Annotated in this window: 16 protein-coding genes; 11 read left to right on the top strand and 5 right to left on the bottom strand. The window is 72.5% G+C overall.

What is annotated here, in order from left to right:
- Positions 1-51 precede the first annotated feature (51 nt).
- Together ACZ7LV_RS19425 and ACZ7LV_RS19420 are read left to right on the top strand one after the other, a co-directional pair.
- Positions 52-837 (top strand): electron transfer flavoprotein subunit beta/FixA family protein, encoded by a 786-nt coding sequence (locus tag ACZ7LV_RS19425; protein ID WP_471940740.1) that lies wholly within the window; start codon positions 52-54, stop codon positions 835-837.
- Between the two features lie 61 nt (positions 838-898).
- Complete coding sequence (locus tag ACZ7LV_RS19420) at positions 899-1,861, top strand: electron transfer flavoprotein subunit alpha/FixB family protein (protein WP_471940738.1); 963 nt, start codon at positions 899-901, stop codon at positions 1,859-1,861.
- 59 nt (positions 1,862-1,920) lie between these two features.
- Here the strand turns inward: ACZ7LV_RS19420 and ACZ7LV_RS19415 are convergent, their stop codons facing one another.
- Positions 1,921-2,868, bottom strand: a complete 948-nt coding sequence (locus ACZ7LV_RS19415; RefSeq protein WP_471940737.1) for an endonuclease/exonuclease/phosphatase family protein — start codon at positions 2,866-2,868, stop codon at positions 1,921-1,923.
- Between the two features lie 194 nt (positions 2,869-3,062).
- On the opposite strand from ACZ7LV_RS19415, the gene ACZ7LV_RS19410 reads away from it, so the two are divergent.
- On the top strand, positions 3,063-4,358 hold the full coding sequence (locus ACZ7LV_RS19410; RefSeq protein WP_471940735.1) for a DUF6986 family protein: 1,296 nt from the start codon (positions 3,063-3,065) through the stop codon (positions 4,356-4,358).
- 566 nt (positions 4,359-4,924) lie between these two features.
- Here ACZ7LV_RS19410 and ACZ7LV_RS19405 read toward each other — a convergent pair.
- Entirely contained in the window at positions 4,925-5,962 is a 1,038-nt protein-coding gene (locus tag ACZ7LV_RS19405) for a LacI family DNA-binding transcriptional regulator (RefSeq protein ID WP_471940734.1), read from the bottom strand.
- A gap of 190 nt (positions 5,963-6,152) precedes the next feature.
- Between ACZ7LV_RS19405 and ACZ7LV_RS19400 the strand changes: the two genes are divergently transcribed.
- From ACZ7LV_RS19400 to ACZ7LV_RS19390, 3 genes are all read left to right on the top strand, one after another.
- Positions 6,153-7,106 (top strand): ROK family protein, encoded by a 954-nt coding sequence (locus ACZ7LV_RS19400; RefSeq protein WP_471940732.1) that lies wholly within the window; start codon positions 6,153-6,155, stop codon positions 7,104-7,106.
- A gap of 90 nt (positions 7,107-7,196) precedes the next feature.
- A complete protein-coding gene (locus ACZ7LV_RS19395; protein ID WP_401672390.1) occupies positions 7,197-7,514 on the top strand; it encodes a hypothetical protein in 318 nt (105 codons plus the stop codon).
- A 141-nt stretch (positions 7,515-7,655) separates the two neighbouring features.
- Complete coding sequence (locus tag ACZ7LV_RS19390) at positions 7,656-8,696, top strand: NUDIX hydrolase (RefSeq protein ID WP_471940731.1); 1,041 nt, start codon at positions 7,656-7,658, stop codon at positions 8,694-8,696.
- Between the two features lie 196 nt (positions 8,697-8,892).
- Here the strand turns inward: ACZ7LV_RS19390 and ACZ7LV_RS19385 are convergent, their stop codons facing one another.
- Entirely contained in the window at positions 8,893-10,248 is a 1,356-nt protein-coding gene (locus tag ACZ7LV_RS19385; protein ID WP_471940730.1) for a M20/M25/M40 family metallo-hydrolase, read from the bottom strand.
- A gap of 261 nt (positions 10,249-10,509) precedes the next feature.
- Here ACZ7LV_RS19385 and ACZ7LV_RS19380 point away from each other — a divergent pair, with 261 nt between their 5' ends.
- Complete coding sequence (locus ACZ7LV_RS19380; protein ID WP_471940729.1) at positions 10,510-11,850, top strand: geranylgeranyl reductase family protein; 1,341 nt, start codon at positions 10,510-10,512, stop codon at positions 11,848-11,850.
- Between the two features lie 68 nt (positions 11,851-11,918).
- Here the strand turns inward: ACZ7LV_RS19380 and ACZ7LV_RS19375 are convergent, their stop codons facing one another.
- Positions 11,919-12,395 (bottom strand): nitroreductase family deazaflavin-dependent oxidoreductase, encoded by a 477-nt coding sequence (locus ACZ7LV_RS19375; protein ID WP_471940727.1) that lies wholly within the window; start codon positions 12,393-12,395, stop codon positions 11,919-11,921.
- Between the two features lie 314 nt (positions 12,396-12,709).
- On the opposite strand from ACZ7LV_RS19375, the gene ACZ7LV_RS19370 reads away from it, so the two are divergent.
- The 4 genes from ACZ7LV_RS19370 to ACZ7LV_RS19355 all read left to right on the top strand — a co-directional run bounded on the left by ACZ7LV_RS19370 (position 12,710) and on the right by ACZ7LV_RS19355 (position 15,843).
- Positions 12,710-13,414 (top strand): TetR/AcrR family transcriptional regulator, encoded by a 705-nt coding sequence (locus ACZ7LV_RS19370; RefSeq protein ID WP_471940725.1) that lies wholly within the window; start codon positions 12,710-12,712, stop codon positions 13,412-13,414.
- Between the two features lie 64 nt (positions 13,415-13,478).
- Complete coding sequence (locus tag ACZ7LV_RS19365; protein ID WP_471940724.1) at positions 13,479-13,763, top strand: hypothetical protein; 285 nt, start codon at positions 13,479-13,481, stop codon at positions 13,761-13,763.
- Between the two features lie 185 nt (positions 13,764-13,948).
- Positions 13,949-15,181 carry a sensor histidine kinase gene (locus ACZ7LV_RS19360; protein ID WP_471940723.1) on the top strand — a complete coding sequence of 411 codons (1,233 nt, stop codon included), beginning with the start codon at positions 13,949-13,951 and terminating at the stop codon, positions 15,179-15,181.
- A complete protein-coding gene (locus ACZ7LV_RS19355) occupies positions 15,178-15,843 on the top strand; it encodes a response regulator transcription factor (protein ID WP_471940722.1) in 666 nt (221 codons plus the stop codon). Before ACZ7LV_RS19360 ends, ACZ7LV_RS19355 begins: the two co-directional genes overlap by 4 nt.
- Here the strand turns inward: ACZ7LV_RS19355 and ACZ7LV_RS19350 are convergent.
- Positions 15,804-16,088: a DUF6332 family protein gene (locus ACZ7LV_RS19350; RefSeq protein WP_471940720.1), complete on the bottom strand. Its 285-nt coding sequence runs from the start codon at positions 16,086-16,088 to the stop codon at positions 15,804-15,806. The two genes, ACZ7LV_RS19355 and ACZ7LV_RS19350, sit on opposite strands and share 40 nt — an antisense overlap.
- Positions 16,089-16,160: the final 72 nt, after the last annotated feature.

Raw genomic sequence — 16,160 nt, 5'->3', positions numbered from 1 at the left:
TGCCTGCAAGAAGGCAGCCAGAAATTGACCGATTGCAGTAGGAGAGCCGGCGTGAGCTTGAGGATCGTTGTCACTGTGAAGTACGTGCCCGACGCCACTGGCGACCGGCACTTCGCCGATGACCTGACCGTCGACCGTGACGACGTGGACGGTCTGCTCTCCGAACTGGACGAGTACGCGGTCGAGCAGGCGCTGCAGATCGCGGAGGCCGCCGACGACGCCGAGGTGACGGTGCTGACGGTGGGTCCGGAGGACGCCAAGGACGCGCTGCGCAAGGCGCTTTCGATGGGTGCCGACAAGGCGATCCACGTCGAGGACGACGACCTGCACGGCACCGACGCCATCGGCACCTCGCTCGTGCTGGCCAAGGCGGTCGAGAAGGCGGGCTACGACCTGGTCGTCTCCGGTATGGCCTCCACCGACGGCACCATGGGCGTCGTGCCCGCGCTGCTCGCCGAGCGCCTCGGTGTCCCGCAGGTCACCCTGCTGTCCGAGGTGTCCGTCGAGGACGGCACGGTCAAGGGCCGCCGCGACGGCGACGCCGCCTCGGAGCAGCTGGAAGCCCAGCTCCCGGCGGTCGTCTCCGTGACCGACCAGTCGGGCGAGGCGCGGTACCCCTCCTTCAAGGGGATCATGGCCGCGAAGAAGAAGCCGGTGGAGTCCTGGGACCTCTCGGACCTGGACCTGGAGGCCGAGGAGGTCGGCCTGGAGGGTGCCTGGACCGCCGTGGACGCCGCGACCGAGCGTCCGGCCCGCACGGCCGGCACGATCGTCAAGGACGAGGGCGAGGGCGGCAAGCAGCTCGCCGAGTTCCTCGCGAGCCAGAAGTTCATCTGAGCCCTGAGCTCGACTTCGCTGACCGCCCCTCACACTTCGCAAGCAGGAGAGAAGAAGTCCCATGGCTGAAGTTCTCGTCTACGTCGACCACGTGGACGGCGCCGTCCGCAAGCCCACCCTGGAGCTGCTGACGCTGGCCCGCCGCGTCGGCGAGCCCGTCGCCGTCGCCCTCGGCAACGGCGCCGCCGACACCGCCGCCACGCTCGCCGAGCACGGCGCGGTGAAGGTCCTCACCCACGACGCGTCCGAGTACGCCGACTACCTGGTCGTCCCGAAGGTCGACGCGCTCCAGGCCGCGGTCGAGGCCGTCTCCCCGGCCGCCGTGCTGGTCCCGTCCTCCGCGGAGGGCAAGGAGATCGCCGCCCGTCTGGCGCTGCGCATCGGCTCGGGCATCATCACCGACGCCGTCGACCTGGAGGCCGGTGACGAGGGTCCGGTGGCCACCCAGTCGGTGTTCGCCGCGTCCTACTCGACCAAGTCCCGGGTCAGCAAGGGCACCCCGGTCATCACGGTCAAGCCGAACTCGGCCGCCGTGGAGGCCGCGCCGGCCGCCGGTGCGGTCGAGGCGCTGTCGGTGTCCTTCTCCGCGCAGGCCACCGGTACCAAGGTCACCGGGCGGACGCCGCGTGAGTCGACGGGCCGTCCGGAGCTGACCGAGGCCGCGATCGTGGTCTCCGGCGGCCGTGGTGTGGGCGGTTCGGACAACTTCGCGCTGATCGAGGCGCTGGCGGACTCGCTCGGCGCCGCGGTGGGCGCCTCGCGTGCCGCGGTGGACGCGGGCTGGTACCCGCACACCAACCAGGTGGGCCAGACCGGCAAGTCGGTCTCGCCGCAGCTCTACATCGCCTCCGGCATCTCGGGTGCGATCCAGCACCGCGCCGGTATGCAGACCTCGAAGACGATCGTCGCCGTCAACAAGGACGCCGAGGCCCCGATCTTCGAGCTGGTCGACTACGGCGTCGTCGGCGACCTGTTCGACGTCGTCCCGCAGCTCACGGAGGAGATCAAGACCCGCAAGGGCTGATCGTCGTCCGCACGCCGTACGAGGCCCCCGTGACCGTCGCCGGTCACGGGGGCCTCGGCTCATCCCAGGGTCAGCGTGGCCTGTACGGGCAGATGGTCGCTCGGGAACTGGCCGTCCCTCGAGAACGTGTTGATGTCGGCCCGGTGCACGGTGACGCCGGGCGTGGCGAGGATCCAGTCGATCCGGTCGCCGTTCGGCGTCAGCGGTCGGTAGCCGTGGAAGGTCGCGTACAGGTCGCCGCGTTCGGCCGCCGTGTCCCAGGTGTCGGTGAGGCCCGCGCCCAGCATCGTGTCGTAGACCGGGTTCCCGTGCGCCGCGACGTTGAAGTCGCCGGTCACCAGCAGCGGCAGCGCCCGGTCCAGGCCGGCGATGCGCTGGGCGATCAGGGCGGCGGCACGCGCGCGTGCGTCCTGGCTGCGGTTGTCGAGGTGGGTGTCGAGGAAGTAGAACTCCCGGCCGCCGTCCCGCAGATCGCTGAAGCGGACCCAGGTGACCATCCGGATGGAGCCGCCGCCCCAGGTGTTCGAACCGATCACGTCGGGGGTGTCGGAGAGCCAGAAGTGGTCGTACTCCAGCGGGGCGAGGCGGCGGGTGTCGTAGAGGACGGCCATGAACTCGTCGCGGCTGCCGCCCGCGCGGCCGGTGCCGATCCAGTCGTGGTGCGGGCCGAGGTCGGACGCGATGTCCCGCACCTGCTGGTAGAGGCCCTCCTGGGTGCCGACGAGGTGCGGGCGCTCGCGGCGCAGCAGTTCGCGCGTCACGGGTCTGCGCACGGCCCAGCTGTGGGGTTCGGTGGTGCTCGCGAAGCGGAGGTTGAAGGACATGGTCCTCAGCCGGCGGTCGGCGCGGTCCACCGACGGTTCGGCGTCGGTCTCCTGGAGTACCGCGGGTTCCTCCGCCGAGGCCGCGGACGACGACAGTGCTGTACTGGAGAGGGGCAGGGCGACCGCTGCGGCCAGCGCGCTCTTCAGGCCCAGGCGGCGGGTGACACGGCTCCGGTGCGGCACAGGGGCTCCTTGGGTCGGTGCGGCCGGGGGAGTGGGCGTACCGAAGTGTTCTACCGCCTCATGAGTTGAGCGTGAACATGCCGAAAGGTCCGGGTGGCCCGAGAAGGAAGTGGTGTTGACCAGGCGGAAGGTCCCCCGATAACTTCATTCTACGGATTGTTGATTCCGCAGAGCGGAAAATAGGAGGGTGTGGGATGGGTCAGGGCCAGCAGGAGCAGGTCGCGACGAGCCTCGCGGGCACGGTGAGCGAGGAGATCAGCGCCTCCCTCGCCCCGGTCGACGCCGAACTGGAGCGCCGCTACCCCGGAGACCCCGGTACCCGTCAGCCCGTCCACACCGTCTACGTACCCGGTGACGCCTTCACCGCCGACACCGTCCGCTCCTGGGGCGACCAGGCCCTCGCCCTCCTCGACGAACACGCCCCGGACGCCGCGTCCTTCGCGGCGGTCCTGGGCCTGTCCGACGAACTCGCCGAGCCCGTGTACGCGCGCGTGCGCGCCAAGCTGGAGCGCGAACCCGTCGAGGACCTGCGCGTCGACTTCGAGGACGGCTACCAGGGTGCCGACGAGGACCAGGACGCCGCCCGCGCCGCCCGCCTGATCGCGGAGGCCTACGGGAACGGCACGGCGGCCCCGTACATGGGCGTCCGCATGAAGTGCCTGGAGGCGCCCGTACGCGACCGCGGCATCCGCACCCTCGACATCTTCCTCACCGGTCTGACGGAGGCCGGCGGCCTGCCCGACGGCCTGGTGCTCACGCTGCCCAAGGTGACGTATCCCGAGCAGGTCACCGCGATGGTGCGGCTGCTGGAGGAGTTCGAGAAGGCCCGCGGGCTGGAGCCCGGCCGGCTCGGCTTCGAGATCCAGATCGAGACCAGCCAGTCCATCCTCGCCACCGACGGCACCGCCGCCGTGGCCCGGATGATCCAGGCCGCCGAGGGCCGCGCCACCGGACTGCACTACGGCACCTTCGACTACAGCGCCTGCCTCGGCGTCTCCGCCGCCTACCAGGCCGGCGACCACCCCGCCGCCGACCACGCCAAGGCGGTCATGCAGGTCGCCGCCGCGGGCACCGGCGTCCGCGTCTCGGACGGCTCCACCAACGTCCTGCCGGTCGGCCCCACCGCGAAGGTCCACGACGCCTGGCGCCTGCACTACGGCCTCACCCGCCGCGCCCTGGCCCGCGCCTACTACCAGGGCTGGGACATGCACCCCGGCCACATCCCGACCCGGTACGCGGCCGTCTTCGCCTTCTACCGCGAGGGCTTCGAGCAGGCCGCCGCCCGTCTCGCCCGCTACGCCAACCGGGCCGGCGGCGACGTCATGGACGAGCCCGCCACCGCGAAGGCCCTCAGCGGCTACCTCCTGCGCGGCCTCGACTGCGGCGCCCTCGACATCGGCGAGGTGGCACGCCTGACCGGACTGACCCGTACCGACCTCGAAGGCTTTGCGGCGCCCCGCCGTGGCGACCTGACGGTGTCCGCGAAGTAGCCGAGGGGCGGGGCGCGAGGGCCTCGGCGTCCGTGGCCCGGCGTGTCGGTGGTATGCGCTGGTAGGTGGCGGGGGTGATCGGAGGGACGCGGGCCGGGCTGGAGGGCTTCGCGGCGCCGCGCCGTGGCGACCTGACGGTGTCCGCGAAGTAGCCGAGGGGGGACTGGCGCCTCGGCGTCCGCGCGTCTGGTGTGGCGGTGGCATGCGCTGGTGAGGTGGTGGGGGTGATCGGGCTGGCGCGGGCCGGGCTGGAGGGCTTTGTGGCGCCGCGGCGTGGCGCTCTGGCGGTGTCTGCGGAGTAGCCGAGGGGTGGGGCGCTGGCGCTTCGGCGTATGTGCGTCTGGTGTGGCGGTGGCATGCGCTGGTGAGGTGGTGGGGGTGATCGGGCCGGCGTGGGCCGGGCTGGAGGGCTTTGCGGCGCCGCGCCGGGGCGGCCTGGCGGTGTCTGCGAGGTAGCCGAGGGGCCGGGTGCGGGCGCCTCGGCGTCCGTGTGCCCGGCGTGGCGGCGGTGCCGATCGAGGGGCACGTGCTCGCGTGTGCGCCGAGGCCGGACGCCGGGCGCTCGCTCAGACCGCGGGCGGCAGCTCTCCCGACCCGCGGGTGATCAGGCGGGTCGGGAGTTCGATCTTCTCCGGGACGATCAGGGAACCGTCCAGCTGGCGGAAGAGCCGCTCGGCCGCCGTGCGGCCCAGTGCCGCCGCGTCCTGGGCGACGACCGTGACGCCCGGCTGGAGCAGGTCGGCCAGTTCGATGTCGTCGAAGCCGACCAGCGCGACCGGACGCGGGTGCTCGGCCAGGACCCGGATCACCGTGACCGTGACCCGGTTGTTGCCGGAGAAGATCGCGGTGACGGGGGAGGGGCCGGACAGCATCTCCTCGGCCGCCTGCCGCACCCGCAGCGGGTCCGTCGCCCCCAGGGACATCCACGGGTCCTCGACCGGTATGCCGGCGTCCTCCATGGCCGCCCGGTAACCGCGCAGACGCTCGGCCGCCGTGTGGATGCGGGGCATGTCACCGATGAACCCGATCCGCCGGTGCCCGTGCGCGATCAGATGGGCGACGCCGTCCCGGGCACCGCCGTAGCTGTCCGAGAGGACCACGTCGGCCTCGATCTTCCCGGCCGGACGGTCCACGAACACCGTGGCGACGCCCGCCTTCAGCTCGGGCTCCAGATAGCGGTGGTCGTCACCGGCCGGGATGACCACCAGCCCGTCCACCCGGCGCGCGCACAACGCCAGCACCAGTTCCTGTTCACGGTCCGGATCCTCGGCGCTGGACCCGTTGATCAACAGGGCCCCGTGCGCGCGGGCCACCTCCTCCACGGCGCGGCTCAGCGGGCCGTAGAAGGGGTCGGCGAGGTCCTCCAGGACCAGCCCGATGCTCGCCGTACGGCCCTTGCGCAGCACGCGCGCACTGTCGTTGCGGCGGAAGCCGAGCGCCTCGATGGCCTCCTGGACGCGGCGTTCGGTCTCCGGGGTGACGCCCGGTTCGCCGTTCACGACCCGGGACACCGTCTTCAGTCCGACGCCGGCGCGGGCCGCTACGTCCTTCATGGTCGGCCGGTTTCCGTAGCGGTTTCCGGCGAGGCGGTGGGTCTCGGGCACGGTGAGCTGTCCTGTCCTGTGGTCCGTGGGGATGCGTGGGTCCGTGGTTTGTATGAGGATGTGGCGTCGAGCATAGAGCCTGGACAACGTTGTCAGCAGCGGGAGACACTGTCCCCCACACTTCCCGGCCCTCGCCCCACCGCAGGGCCGACCAGTCCTTTTCCCAAGGTTGACGGGGGATCCCACACTGATGCACACCGACCTCGTGGCCGCGCTCGACATCGGCGGCACCAAGATCGCAGGCGCGCTGGTGGACGGCGGCGGCCGGATCGTGGTGCGCGCCCAGCGCCCGACGCCCGCCCAGAAGGACGGCGACACCGTGATGCGCGCCGTCGAGGAGGTGATCGGCGAGCTCACCCTCTCTCCGCTGTGGAGCGGCGTCGACGCGGTCGGCATCGGCAGCGCGGGCCCGGTCGACGCCTCCGCGGGCACGGTCAGTCCGGTGAACGTGCCCGGCTGGCGCGACTACCCGCTGGTCTCCCGGGTGCGGGCGGCCACCGGAGGGCTCCCCGTCGAGCTGATCGGCGACGGCGTGGCCATCACCGCCGCCGAGCACTGGCAGGGCGCGGCACGCGGCCACGACAACGCGCTGTGCATGGTGGTCTCCACCGGCGTCGGCGGTGGCCTGGTCCTCGACGGACGGCTCCACCCCGGCCCCACGGGCAACGCAGGTCACATCGGCCACATCAGTGTCGACCTCGACGGCGACCTCTGCCCGTGCGGAGCGCGCGGCTGCGTGGAACGGATTGCCAGCGGGCCCAACATCGCCCGCCGCGCCCTGGACGGCGGCTGGCTGCCGGGCCCGGACGGCGACACCTCCGCCGCGGCCGTGGCCGCCGCCGCGCGCGCGGGCCACCCGGTCGCCGTCGCCTCCTTCGAACGCGCCGCCCAGGCCCTGGCCGCCGGTATCGCGGCCACCGCGACCCTGGTCGAGATCGACATCGCCGTGATCGGCGGAGGTGTGGGCAACGCGGGAGACGTGCTCTTCGTGCCGCTGCGCAGGAGCCTCGCCGACTACGCGACCCTCTCGTTCGTCCAGCGCCTGACCGTCGTACCCGCCCAGATGGGCACCGACGCGGGGCTGGTGGGCGCCGCCGCGGCGGTGCTGAGCCGGCGGGCGGAGACCACCGCGGCCGGTGTGTGAAGCCCAGGCAGGAACGTTCAGCCGGTGGCCGGGATACATGGAACGGGTGTGAGTGCGTGACCCCGGACGGGGTCCGTCAGTTGGTCGGGCATGAAGAAGCGCAGCATGCTCGCCATCGCCTCCCTCGCCACCGGCTTCGTCGTCGCGGCGGTCACCCCCTCCCACGCGGTGGGTGACGGGCTGAGCAACATCAACGTCGGGGACACCCTCCAGACGATCGACAACACCATCGCCAGCGAGAGCCTCCAGCTGGACAAGAACGCCCTCGTGGGCGACCAGGGCGAGAAGGCCGACGGCAAGCAGGGCCAGAAGGGCAAGCCGAGCGGCAAGGCGACGGGCGGCAAGCAGAACCAGAAGGGCAAGCCGAGCGGCAAGGGCGGCGGCAAGCAGGGCAACAAGGGCCACTGAGGCGGCGGACCGTCGCACGGCTGGCGCCGGCACCCGGGAAACGGGTGCCGGCGCCTCCGTTTGTGCACCCTCAACTGGGTCTGGTTTCCGTGGCAGGGTGGAGCGGGCAAGGCACAGGGGGCCAACAGAAGAGGGGGAACCGTGATCGTCTGGATCAACGGCGCGTTCGGTGCGGGGAAGACCACCACCGCACGGGAACTGATCGACCTGATCCCGAACAGCACGCTCTTCGACCCCGAGGTCATCGGCGGCACACTCACGCATCTGCTGCCGGCCAAGCGCCTCGCCGAGGTCGGCGACTTCCAGGACCTGCCGATCTGGCGGCGCCTCCTCATCGACACGGCGGCCGCGATGCTCGCCGAACTCGGTGGCACCCTCGTCGTGCCCATGACCTTGCTGCGCCAGGAGTACCGCGACGAGATCTTCGGCGGCCTGGCCGCCCGCCGGATCACGGTCCGGCACGTCCTGCTCACCCCGGCCGAAACGATCCTGCGCGCCCGTATAGCCGCCCGTGAGACACCGGACCCCACCGACGGCGAGATACGCGTCCGGCAGTGGTCCTCCGACCACATCGAGCCCTACAAGGCCGCCCTCGCCTCCTGGCTCACCGTTGACGCCCACCCGGTGGACAACGGGGCACTCACGCCCTACGAGACCGCCGTCCGGATCGCCGAGGCCGTCAGCTCGGGCGCCGTGCCCGTGTGCGACATCGTGCAGACGCCCGAACCCACCGCCGAGACCCTCGCCGCCGGCGTCCTGCTCTTCGACGAGCAGGACCGCGTGCTGCTCGTCGACCCGACCTACAAGGCCGGCTGGGAGTTTCCCGGCGGCGTCGTGGAACCCGGCGAGGCGCCCGCCCGCGCCGGCATCCGCGAGGTCGCCGAGGAGACCGGGCTCCACCTGGACGACGTACCGCGCCTGCTCGTCGTCGACTGGGAGCCGCCCGCCCCTCCGGGGTACGGCGGACTGCGCCTCCTCTTCGACGGCGGAAGCCTCGACTCCACGGCGGCACGCGAGCTGCTGCTGCCGGGCCCCGAACTGCGCGGGTGGCGTTTCGTGACCGAGGCGGAGGCCGCCGGTCTGCTGCCGCCGGTCCGCTACGAGCGGCTGCGGTGGGCCCTGCGGGCGCGAGAACGGGGGAAAGCCCTGTACCTGGAGGCGGGAGCCCCCGTCGGGGGGTAGGTGTCCGCGGGACGCGGGCTCGTGCGCGGGGCTCGGCTCGGCGGTGGAGGCCGGTCGGCCGGGTCGGCTGGGTCTGCTGTCGGAGGCAGGCGGCCTGGGCGGCAGGCTTGGGGCGAGGAGCCGTTCGGTCGGGGCGGCTGGGCCCGTGGCCTCACGCGGGGTCGGGTGGCCGGCGCGTGAGGCCAGGGGCCGGGGCTCAGCTCGCCGCGTAGTTGCGCAGGAACTGCGCCTCCGCTACCGACAGCCGCTCCAGCTCCTCGGGCGAGACGCTCTCGTTCACCGCGTGGATCTGCGCCTCCGGCTCGCTCAGGCCGATGAGCAGGATCTCCGCGTGCGGGTAGAGGGCGGCGAGGGTGTTGCACAGCGGAATCGAGCCGCCCTGGCCCGCGTACTGCATCTCCTCACCCGGGTACGCCACCGCCATCGCGTCGGCCATCGCCTGGTACGCCGGGCTGGACGTGTCCGCACGGAACGCCTGCCCCTGTCCGATCTGCTCGGTGCTCACCCGGGCGCCCCACGGGGTGTGCGCCTCGATGTGCGCCTGGAGCAGCTTGGTCGCCTCGGCCGCGTCCACGCCCGGCGGCACCCGCAGGCTGACCAGCGCACGGGCACTCGCCTGCACGGACGGGGTGGCGCCGACGACCGGCGGGCAGTCGATGCCGAGCACGGTCACGGCCGGACGCGCCCAGATCCGGTCGGCGACCGTGCCGTCACCGATCAGCCCGACGCCGTCCAGCACCTTGGCGTCCTTGCGGAACTGCTCCTCCTCGTACTGCAGGCCCTCCCAGCGTTCGTCGGAGGTCAGCCCGTCGACGGTCGTCGACCCGTCCTGCGCGCGCAGCGAGTCCAGTACGCGGATCAGCGCGGCCAGCGCGTCGGGCGCGGCACCGCCGAACTGGCCCGAGTGCAGGTTGCCCTCCAGCGCGTCGACGCGGACCCGCACGAGGGTCATGCCGCGCAGGGTCGTGGTCACCGTCGGCAGCCCGACGCGGAAGTTGCCCGCGTCGCCGATCACGACGGTGTCCGCGTCCAGCAGCTCCGGGTGCTCCTCGGCGTAGCGCTCCAGGCCGCCCGTGCCCATCTCCTCCGAGCCCTCGGCTATCACCTTGACGTGCACCGGCACGCCGCCGTCGGCCTTGAGGGCGCGCAGCGCCAGCAGGTGCATGATCACGCCGCCCTTGCAGTCGGCGGCCCCGCGGCCGTACCAGCGGCCGTCGCGCTCGGTCAGCTCGAAGGGCGGGCTCGTCCAGGCGGCCTCGTCCAGCGGCGGCTGCACGTCGTAGTGGGCGTACAGCAGCACGGTCTTCGCGCCCTCGGGCCCGGGCAGGTAGCCGTACACGGACTGCGTGCCGTCCGGGGTGTCGAGCAGGGCCACGTCCTCGAAGCCCTCGGCCCGCAGCGCGTCCGCGACCCAGCGCGCCGCTCCCTCGCTCTCGCTGCGCGGGAACTGGTCGAAGTCCGCCACCGACTTGAAGGCCACCAGTTCGGCGAGCTCCTCCTTCGCCCTGGGCATCAGTGAGGCGACGGTCTCGGCAACCGGATTCGACGACATGGGCACGCTCCTCGTAGGTGCGACGTTGTGCTTGTGTGTACGGGTTCTGTACGGGTGCTGTACGGGGTGGTCTGTGCCGGATCCGTACGTTCCGAGTGGTCGGCGGCTGCCGTTCGTGCCGCCCGACCGCGTGAGTGTAGGCGCGTCCTGGAGTGCGGGGCGCATACGGGTGCCGATCCTCCCACAGCGGCCCGCGGCGATCACCGCCGTAGGATGCGGGGGACAGATCGGCAGGCGGCGGATCGGGAGCAGCAGACCATCGTGAGCAGCGAGAACTCTTCGGCGGACGACGGGCAGCAGGTGTGGGACGTCGTCGTGGTGGGCGCGGGACCCGCGGGGGCCTCGGCGGCCTACGCGGCGGCGGTCGCGGGACGACGTGTACTGCTGTTGGAGAAGGCCGAACTGCCCCGTTACAAGACGTGCGGCGGCGGGATCATCGGCCCGTCGCGCGACGCCCTGCCACCCGGGTTCGAACTGCCCTTCAAGGACCGGGTGCACGCGGTCACGTTCTCCCACAACGGCCGCTTCAGCCGGACGCGGCGCTCCAAGCAGATGCTCTTCGGCCTGATCAACCGGCCCGAGTTCGACCAGCAGCTCGTCGAGCACGCCCAGAAGGCGGGCGCCGAGCTCCGTACGGGCGTCACGGTGTCGCGGGTCGAGCAGCACGGGTCGGCGGTGCCCGACCGGCGCAGCGTCGCCGTCGTGCTCCAGGGCGGCGAGACGCTGCTGGCCCGGGCCGTGGTCGGCGCGGACGGCAGCGCCAGCAGGATAGGCGCGCACGTCGGGGTCAAGCTCGGCCAGGTGGATCTCGGCCTGGAGCTGGAGATCCCGGTGCCAAAGACCGTCGCGGAGGACTGGAAGGGGCGGGTCCTCATCGACTGGGGGCCGATCCCGGGCAGTTACGGCTGGGTCTTCCCCAAGGGCGACACGCTCACGGTGGGCGTGATCTCCGCGCGCGGTGAAGGCGCGGCGACCAAGCGGTACTTGGAGGACTTCGTCGGACGGCTGGGACTCGCCGGCTTCGAGCCGAGCATCTCCTCCGGGCACCTGACCCGCTGCCGCGCCGACGACTCCCCGCTGTCGCGGGGACGCGTGCTGGTGTGCGGGGACGCGGCCGGGCTGCTGGAGCCGTGGACGCGGGAGGGCATCTCGTTCGCCCTGCGGTCGGGACGGCTCGCGGGGGAGTGGGCGGTACGCATCGCGGAGGCGCACGACGCGGTGGACACCCGCCGGCAGGCCCTGAACTACGCGTTCGCCATCAAGGCCGGGCTGGGCGTGGAGATGGCGGTCGGCAAGCGGATGCTGACCGCGTTCGAACGGCGGCCCGGCCTCTTCCACGCGGTGCTCACCGGCTTCCGGCCGGCGTGGCGGGCCTTCCGCGACATCACGCGGGGTGCCACGTCGCTGGGCGAACTCGTCCGCACCCATCCGATGGCCCAGCGCGCTCTGACCGCGCTGGACCGCCGGAGTGGGGGTGGGACGACGGGGGATGCCGACGTGTCGGGCGCCGGTGCGGTTGCGGGTGGTGGGCCCGCGGGTGATGGGGATGCCGGTGACGGGGCTGCGGGGCGTGGGCCCGAGGCCGACGAGGCCGGATCCTGAACTGCGGCGGGCGGCGGGCGGCGGGCGGCCGGCGGTCGTCGGGGCGAGGTCCGAAGCGGTGGGCGGAGTCAGCCTCCGAGGCCCGTGGGGCTCGTCGCGGGCGTGTAGGTGATCGCGAAGACCGGGTGGTCGGGGGCGATGCGGCGCAGTTCCTCGTCGGAGGAGTCGGGTCCGACGCCGTTGAAGAACACGCCCACTTCGGCCTTCCAGCGCTTGAGGTAGGCGCGCAGGAGTGCGGGCTTGTCGTCGTCGCCGACCTCGGTCGCGGCGAAGGAGTCCACGTGCTTGCCGAGCCGCAGCTCCCCGCCGCCGGCGGCACGCATGTTGTGTGTCCACTGGACGTGGCCGCGCGGCGCGACGAGGTAGTGCCGGCCGTCGACGGTCAGCAGGTTGACGGGGGTGGTGCGCCATGCGCCGCTCTTGCGGCCGCGGACGGCGAGGACGCGGGAGCCCCAGATGCTGATGCCGCGGCGGGTCAACCAGGCGACCGCCCGGTTGAAGACGTTGACGGTGAACCAGCCGGGCTTCTGGACATGCGTGGACATGCGGGGGCTCCTGGGTGGAAAGGGAGAGCGGTGCTCTCGCTTGTGGTCCAGTCTGGTGGAGAGTGGTGCTCTAAAGCAAGAGCAGTGCTCTGAATTGTGAGCGGGTGTCGCCCCTGGGGTTGTCGGCGGGCGAGGGGGAGCGGGAGTGGGAGTGGGAGTGGGAGTGGAGGCGGGGAGGGTGTGATGACGGTGTTACCCGGCGCCGCGCCCGGATCGCGCCCCGAGAGCATTGCTCCAGTCCCAGCGCACCGATCCACCATCAGAGCATCGCTCACTTCCGTGTGCACTGCTCCAGAACATGGAAAACTCAACCCATGACCAACAGCAGCACCCCCCTCGGCGCCCGAGCCCGAGCCCGGATCGAAGTCACCGCGGCCATCAAGGACGAGGCCCGCAGACAGCTCGCGGCCGAGGGCGCCGCGAAGCTCTCCCTGCGTGCCGTGGCCCGCGAACTCGGCATGGTCTCCTCCGCCGTCTACCGGTACTTCCCCAGCCGCGACGACCTCCTGACCGCGCTCATCATCGACGCCTACGACTCCCTCGGGGCAGCCGCCGAGGCAGCGCACGCCGAGGTCGCGGAGGCCGGACCGGTGGAGCGCTGGGTGCGGGTGTGCGAGGCCGTACGGGCCTGGGCCCTGACCGAGCCGCACGAGTACGCGCTGATCTACGGTTCCCCGGTGCCCGGATACTCCGCGCCCCAGGCCACCGTCCCGCCCGCCGCGAGGGTCGGACACCTGCTCATCGGCATCGCGCGGGACGCGCACGCGGGGCTGGGGGTGGCGAAGCCGCTGCTGGCGGAGGAACTGCGGCCGGAGGCGGTGCGGATGGCCGCCGATCTGGCGCCCGACCTGCCGCCCGAGGTGGTGGTGACGCTGGTGGCGGCGTGGGCCCAGTTGTACGGACTGGTGGGCTTCGAGGTGTTCGGGCAGTTCACGAGGGTCGTGGAGGACCGCGAACCGTTCTTCCGCCAGGCCGTCCGCCAACTCGCCCACACCGTCGGCCTCGTGCACCCGCGGTAGGGCGGGACGGCCCGACGCGACGATCGTCGGGACGGGGCTCGGAGCGGACCGCCGCACGCTGTACGTGGACTGCCTGGTCGCGCTGCGCCGCGCACACGAGGCGATGCGGCTTGCCGCCGATGAGGAGCATGGGGACCCGCAGAGGAGGGCGGCCAGAATCCGCCAGGCCTTCCAGGCCTCGGGCTGCGACGAGGCGCGGGAACGGCTCATCCTGACCACGGCGGCGGACGTGGCCGATGCCGTGGACGCGTCGTACCACTCCCTGCGCCGTGTCCGCGAAACCCTCGCCTCCGGGTGCACGGTCACCCGCACGGTGCTCCGCCAGGAACTGTCTCACCTTGAACCCTGACCCGCGGTCGGGCCTGACCGGCAGGTGCCGAAAGGAAGCGGAGGAAGCGGAGGAAGCGCAGGAAGCGCAGGAAGCGAAGGGAACGGACCGGGCGAAGCGGGCGCGGGGCGTACTTCCGTGGGAGTACGGGGGATCACGCCGCACGGTTGACGCCGTGGTTCGTGGGCGCGGTCTAGCGTGGCGGCATGGACGAGCGGTGGGAGCCTCGCGGTAGGTGGTGGCGGCACGGGCCGTCCCTGCGGGGTCGCGGGGGCGACGAGGGGTCGCACGGCCGCCGGGGCGGGATGTGGCCGTGGGGTTCCACCGTGGTGCTCGGCGTCTTCGTGCTCGTCGGGTCGAACTTCGCCGCCCATGCCCAGGAGGGGCAACGGGCGGTGCTCGATCCCTTCGCGCGGGTGCTGCTGGTGGTGGCCGCGGGGGTGCTGCTGTGGCGGCAGCGGTTCCCGGTGGCCGTGGTGTTCGTGAACGCCGTGACGGTCGCGGTGTACCTGGGCGCCGGATATCCGTACGGGCCCGTGCTGTTCACCGTGGCCGTCGCCTGTTTCAGCGCGATCGTCACCGGACACCGCAAGGCAGCCTGGGCGGCGCTGGGCATGCTGTGGGCGGCGCACGTGCTGGTCGCGCACTGGCTCTACCGGTGGCTGCCGCCCCCCGGGGACCCGCCCGCCGCCTGGACGCAGGAGGTCGTGATCGCCACCTGGGTGGTGGCGGTCGTGGCGTTGTCGGAGCTGGTCAGGACCCGGCGTGAGCAGTGGGCGCGGGAACGGGCGGAGCGGGCGCAGGCGGCGCGGCGGCGGGCCGACGAGGAGCGGTTGCGGATCGCCCGCGAACTGCACGACGTCCTCGCGCACAGCATCTCGGTGATCAACGTGCAGGCGGGCGTGGGCCTCGCCCTCCTCGACAGCGACCCGGAGCAGGCGCGCACCGCGCTCACCACCATCAAGGACGCCAGCAAGGAGGCGCTCGGCGAGGTCCGTCAGGTGCTCGACACGCTGCGCACCCCGGGGGACGCGCCGCGCGCCCCCGCACCCGGCCTGGACCGGCTCCCCGAGCTGGTCGAACAGGCGGCGAGCGCCGGACTGACGGTCACGGTCGAGGGCCGGGCGCCGCGCCTGCCGCCCGGCGCGGACCTCGCCGCGTTCCGGATCGTCCAGGAGGCCCTCACCAACGTCGTACGGCACTCCGGGTCCCGGCACGCACGCGTGCACCTCGAACACGGGGGTGGCGCACTGCGGCTGTGGGTCGACGACGACGGGCCCGCGACCGAGGCCGACGCGGGCGGCAGCGGGAACGGACTGGCCGGGATGCGGGAACGGGCCGCCGCGCTCGGTGGCACGATCGAGGCGGGGCCCCGCGTCGACGGCGGCTTCCGCGTCCTCGCCACGCTGCCGCTCACGAGGAGGGAGGAAGACCTGTGATCCGTGTGACGCTCGCCGACGACCAGGCACTGGTCCGGGCCGGCTTCAAGGCGTTGCTCGACGCGCAGCCGGACATCGCGGTCGCGGGCGAGGCCTCGGACGGTGCGGAGGCGCTGCGCGTGGTGCGCGAACTGCGGCCCCACGTCGTGCTGATGGACATCCGCATGCCCGTCCTGGACGGGCTCGCCGCGACCCGGCGTATCACCGAGGACGCGGCTCTCGCGGACGTGAAGGTGGTCATGCTGACCACGTTCGAGCTGGACGAGTACGTCTTCGAGGCGATCCGCTCCGGCGCCTCCGGCTTTCTGGTCAAGGACACCGAGCCGGAGGAACTCCTGCGCGCGGTACGGGCGGTGGTCGCGGGCGACGCGCTGCTGTCACCGGGCGTCACGCGGCGGCTGATCGCGGAGTTCGCGGCGCGGTCCAAGGAGCCCGCGGCCGCGGGCGCCCTCGCGGGGCTCACCGAGCGGGAACGGGAGGTGATGGCGCTGGTCGGCATCGGCCTGTCCAACGAGGAGATCGCCCGCCGTCTGGTCGTCAGCCCGCTCACCGCCAAGACGCACGTCAGCCGCACGATGGTGAAGCTGGGTGCGCGGGACCGGGCCCAACTGGTCGTGCTCGCCTACGAGTCGGGACTGGTGCGGCCGGGCTGGCTCGGCTGACCCGCGCGCCGGAAACGGACGAGCACCGCGACCACCCGTACGACGAACAGCACCGGCCCCAGGACCAGTCCCGCCCGCACCAGTGACGTCTCCACCGCGCGGGGCAGTTCGAAGAGCCACGCCGGACCGGCGACCGCGCCGAGGACCACCACCGCCGCGAACGCCGCGCTGCACAACGCGTATCCGATCTCCACGGTGATCGCGTCGCGCTCGGCCTGTGTCCGCCGTCCCCCGTAGCTCTCCATGAACGCATCAAACATGCGTGCGCCCGGCGGAGCAAGCAGGCCCCGCCGGGCGCACACCGGAGGCGTCCCCCG

It is taken from the genome of Streptomyces sp. NPDC107562, from assembly GCF_055657325.1.
The sequence above is the reverse complement of the archived record's forward strand: the minus strand, read 5'-3'. Positions and strand labels throughout refer to the sequence as shown.

Excerpts from the sequence above, each read along its gene's own strand:
- ACZ7LV_RS19420 (WP_471940738.1), top strand. The coding sequence starts at position 899 with ATGGCTGAAGTTCTCGTCTACGTCGACCACGTGGACGGCGCCGTCCGC.
- ACZ7LV_RS19410 (WP_471940735.1), top strand. The coding sequence starts at position 3,063 with ATGGGTCAGGGCCAGCAGGAGCAGGTCGCGACGAGCCTCGCGGGCACG.
- ACZ7LV_RS19400 (WP_471940732.1), top strand. The coding sequence starts at position 6,153 with ATGCACACCGACCTCGTGGCCGCGCTCGACATCGGCGGCACCAAGATC.
- ACZ7LV_RS19395 (WP_401672390.1), top strand. The coding sequence starts at position 7,197 with ATGAAGAAGCGCAGCATGCTCGCCATCGCCTCCCTCGCCACCGGCTTC.
- ACZ7LV_RS19385 (WP_471940730.1), bottom strand. The coding sequence starts at position 10,248 with ATGTCGTCGAATCCGGTTGCCGAGACCGTCGCCTCACTGATGCCCAGG.
- ACZ7LV_RS19375 (WP_471940727.1), bottom strand. The coding sequence starts at position 12,395 with ATGTCCACGCATGTCCAGAAGCCCGGCTGGTTCACCGTCAACGTCTTC.
- ACZ7LV_RS19370 (WP_471940725.1), top strand. The coding sequence starts at position 12,710 with ATGACCAACAGCAGCACCCCCCTCGGCGCCCGAGCCCGAGCCCGGATC.
- ACZ7LV_RS19360 (WP_471940723.1), top strand. The coding sequence starts at position 13,949 with ATGGACGAGCGGTGGGAGCCTCGCGGTAGGTGGTGGCGGCACGGGCCG.
- ACZ7LV_RS19350 (WP_471940720.1), bottom strand. The coding sequence starts at position 16,088 with ATGGAGAGCTACGGGGGACGGCGGACACAGGCCGAGCGCGACGCGATC.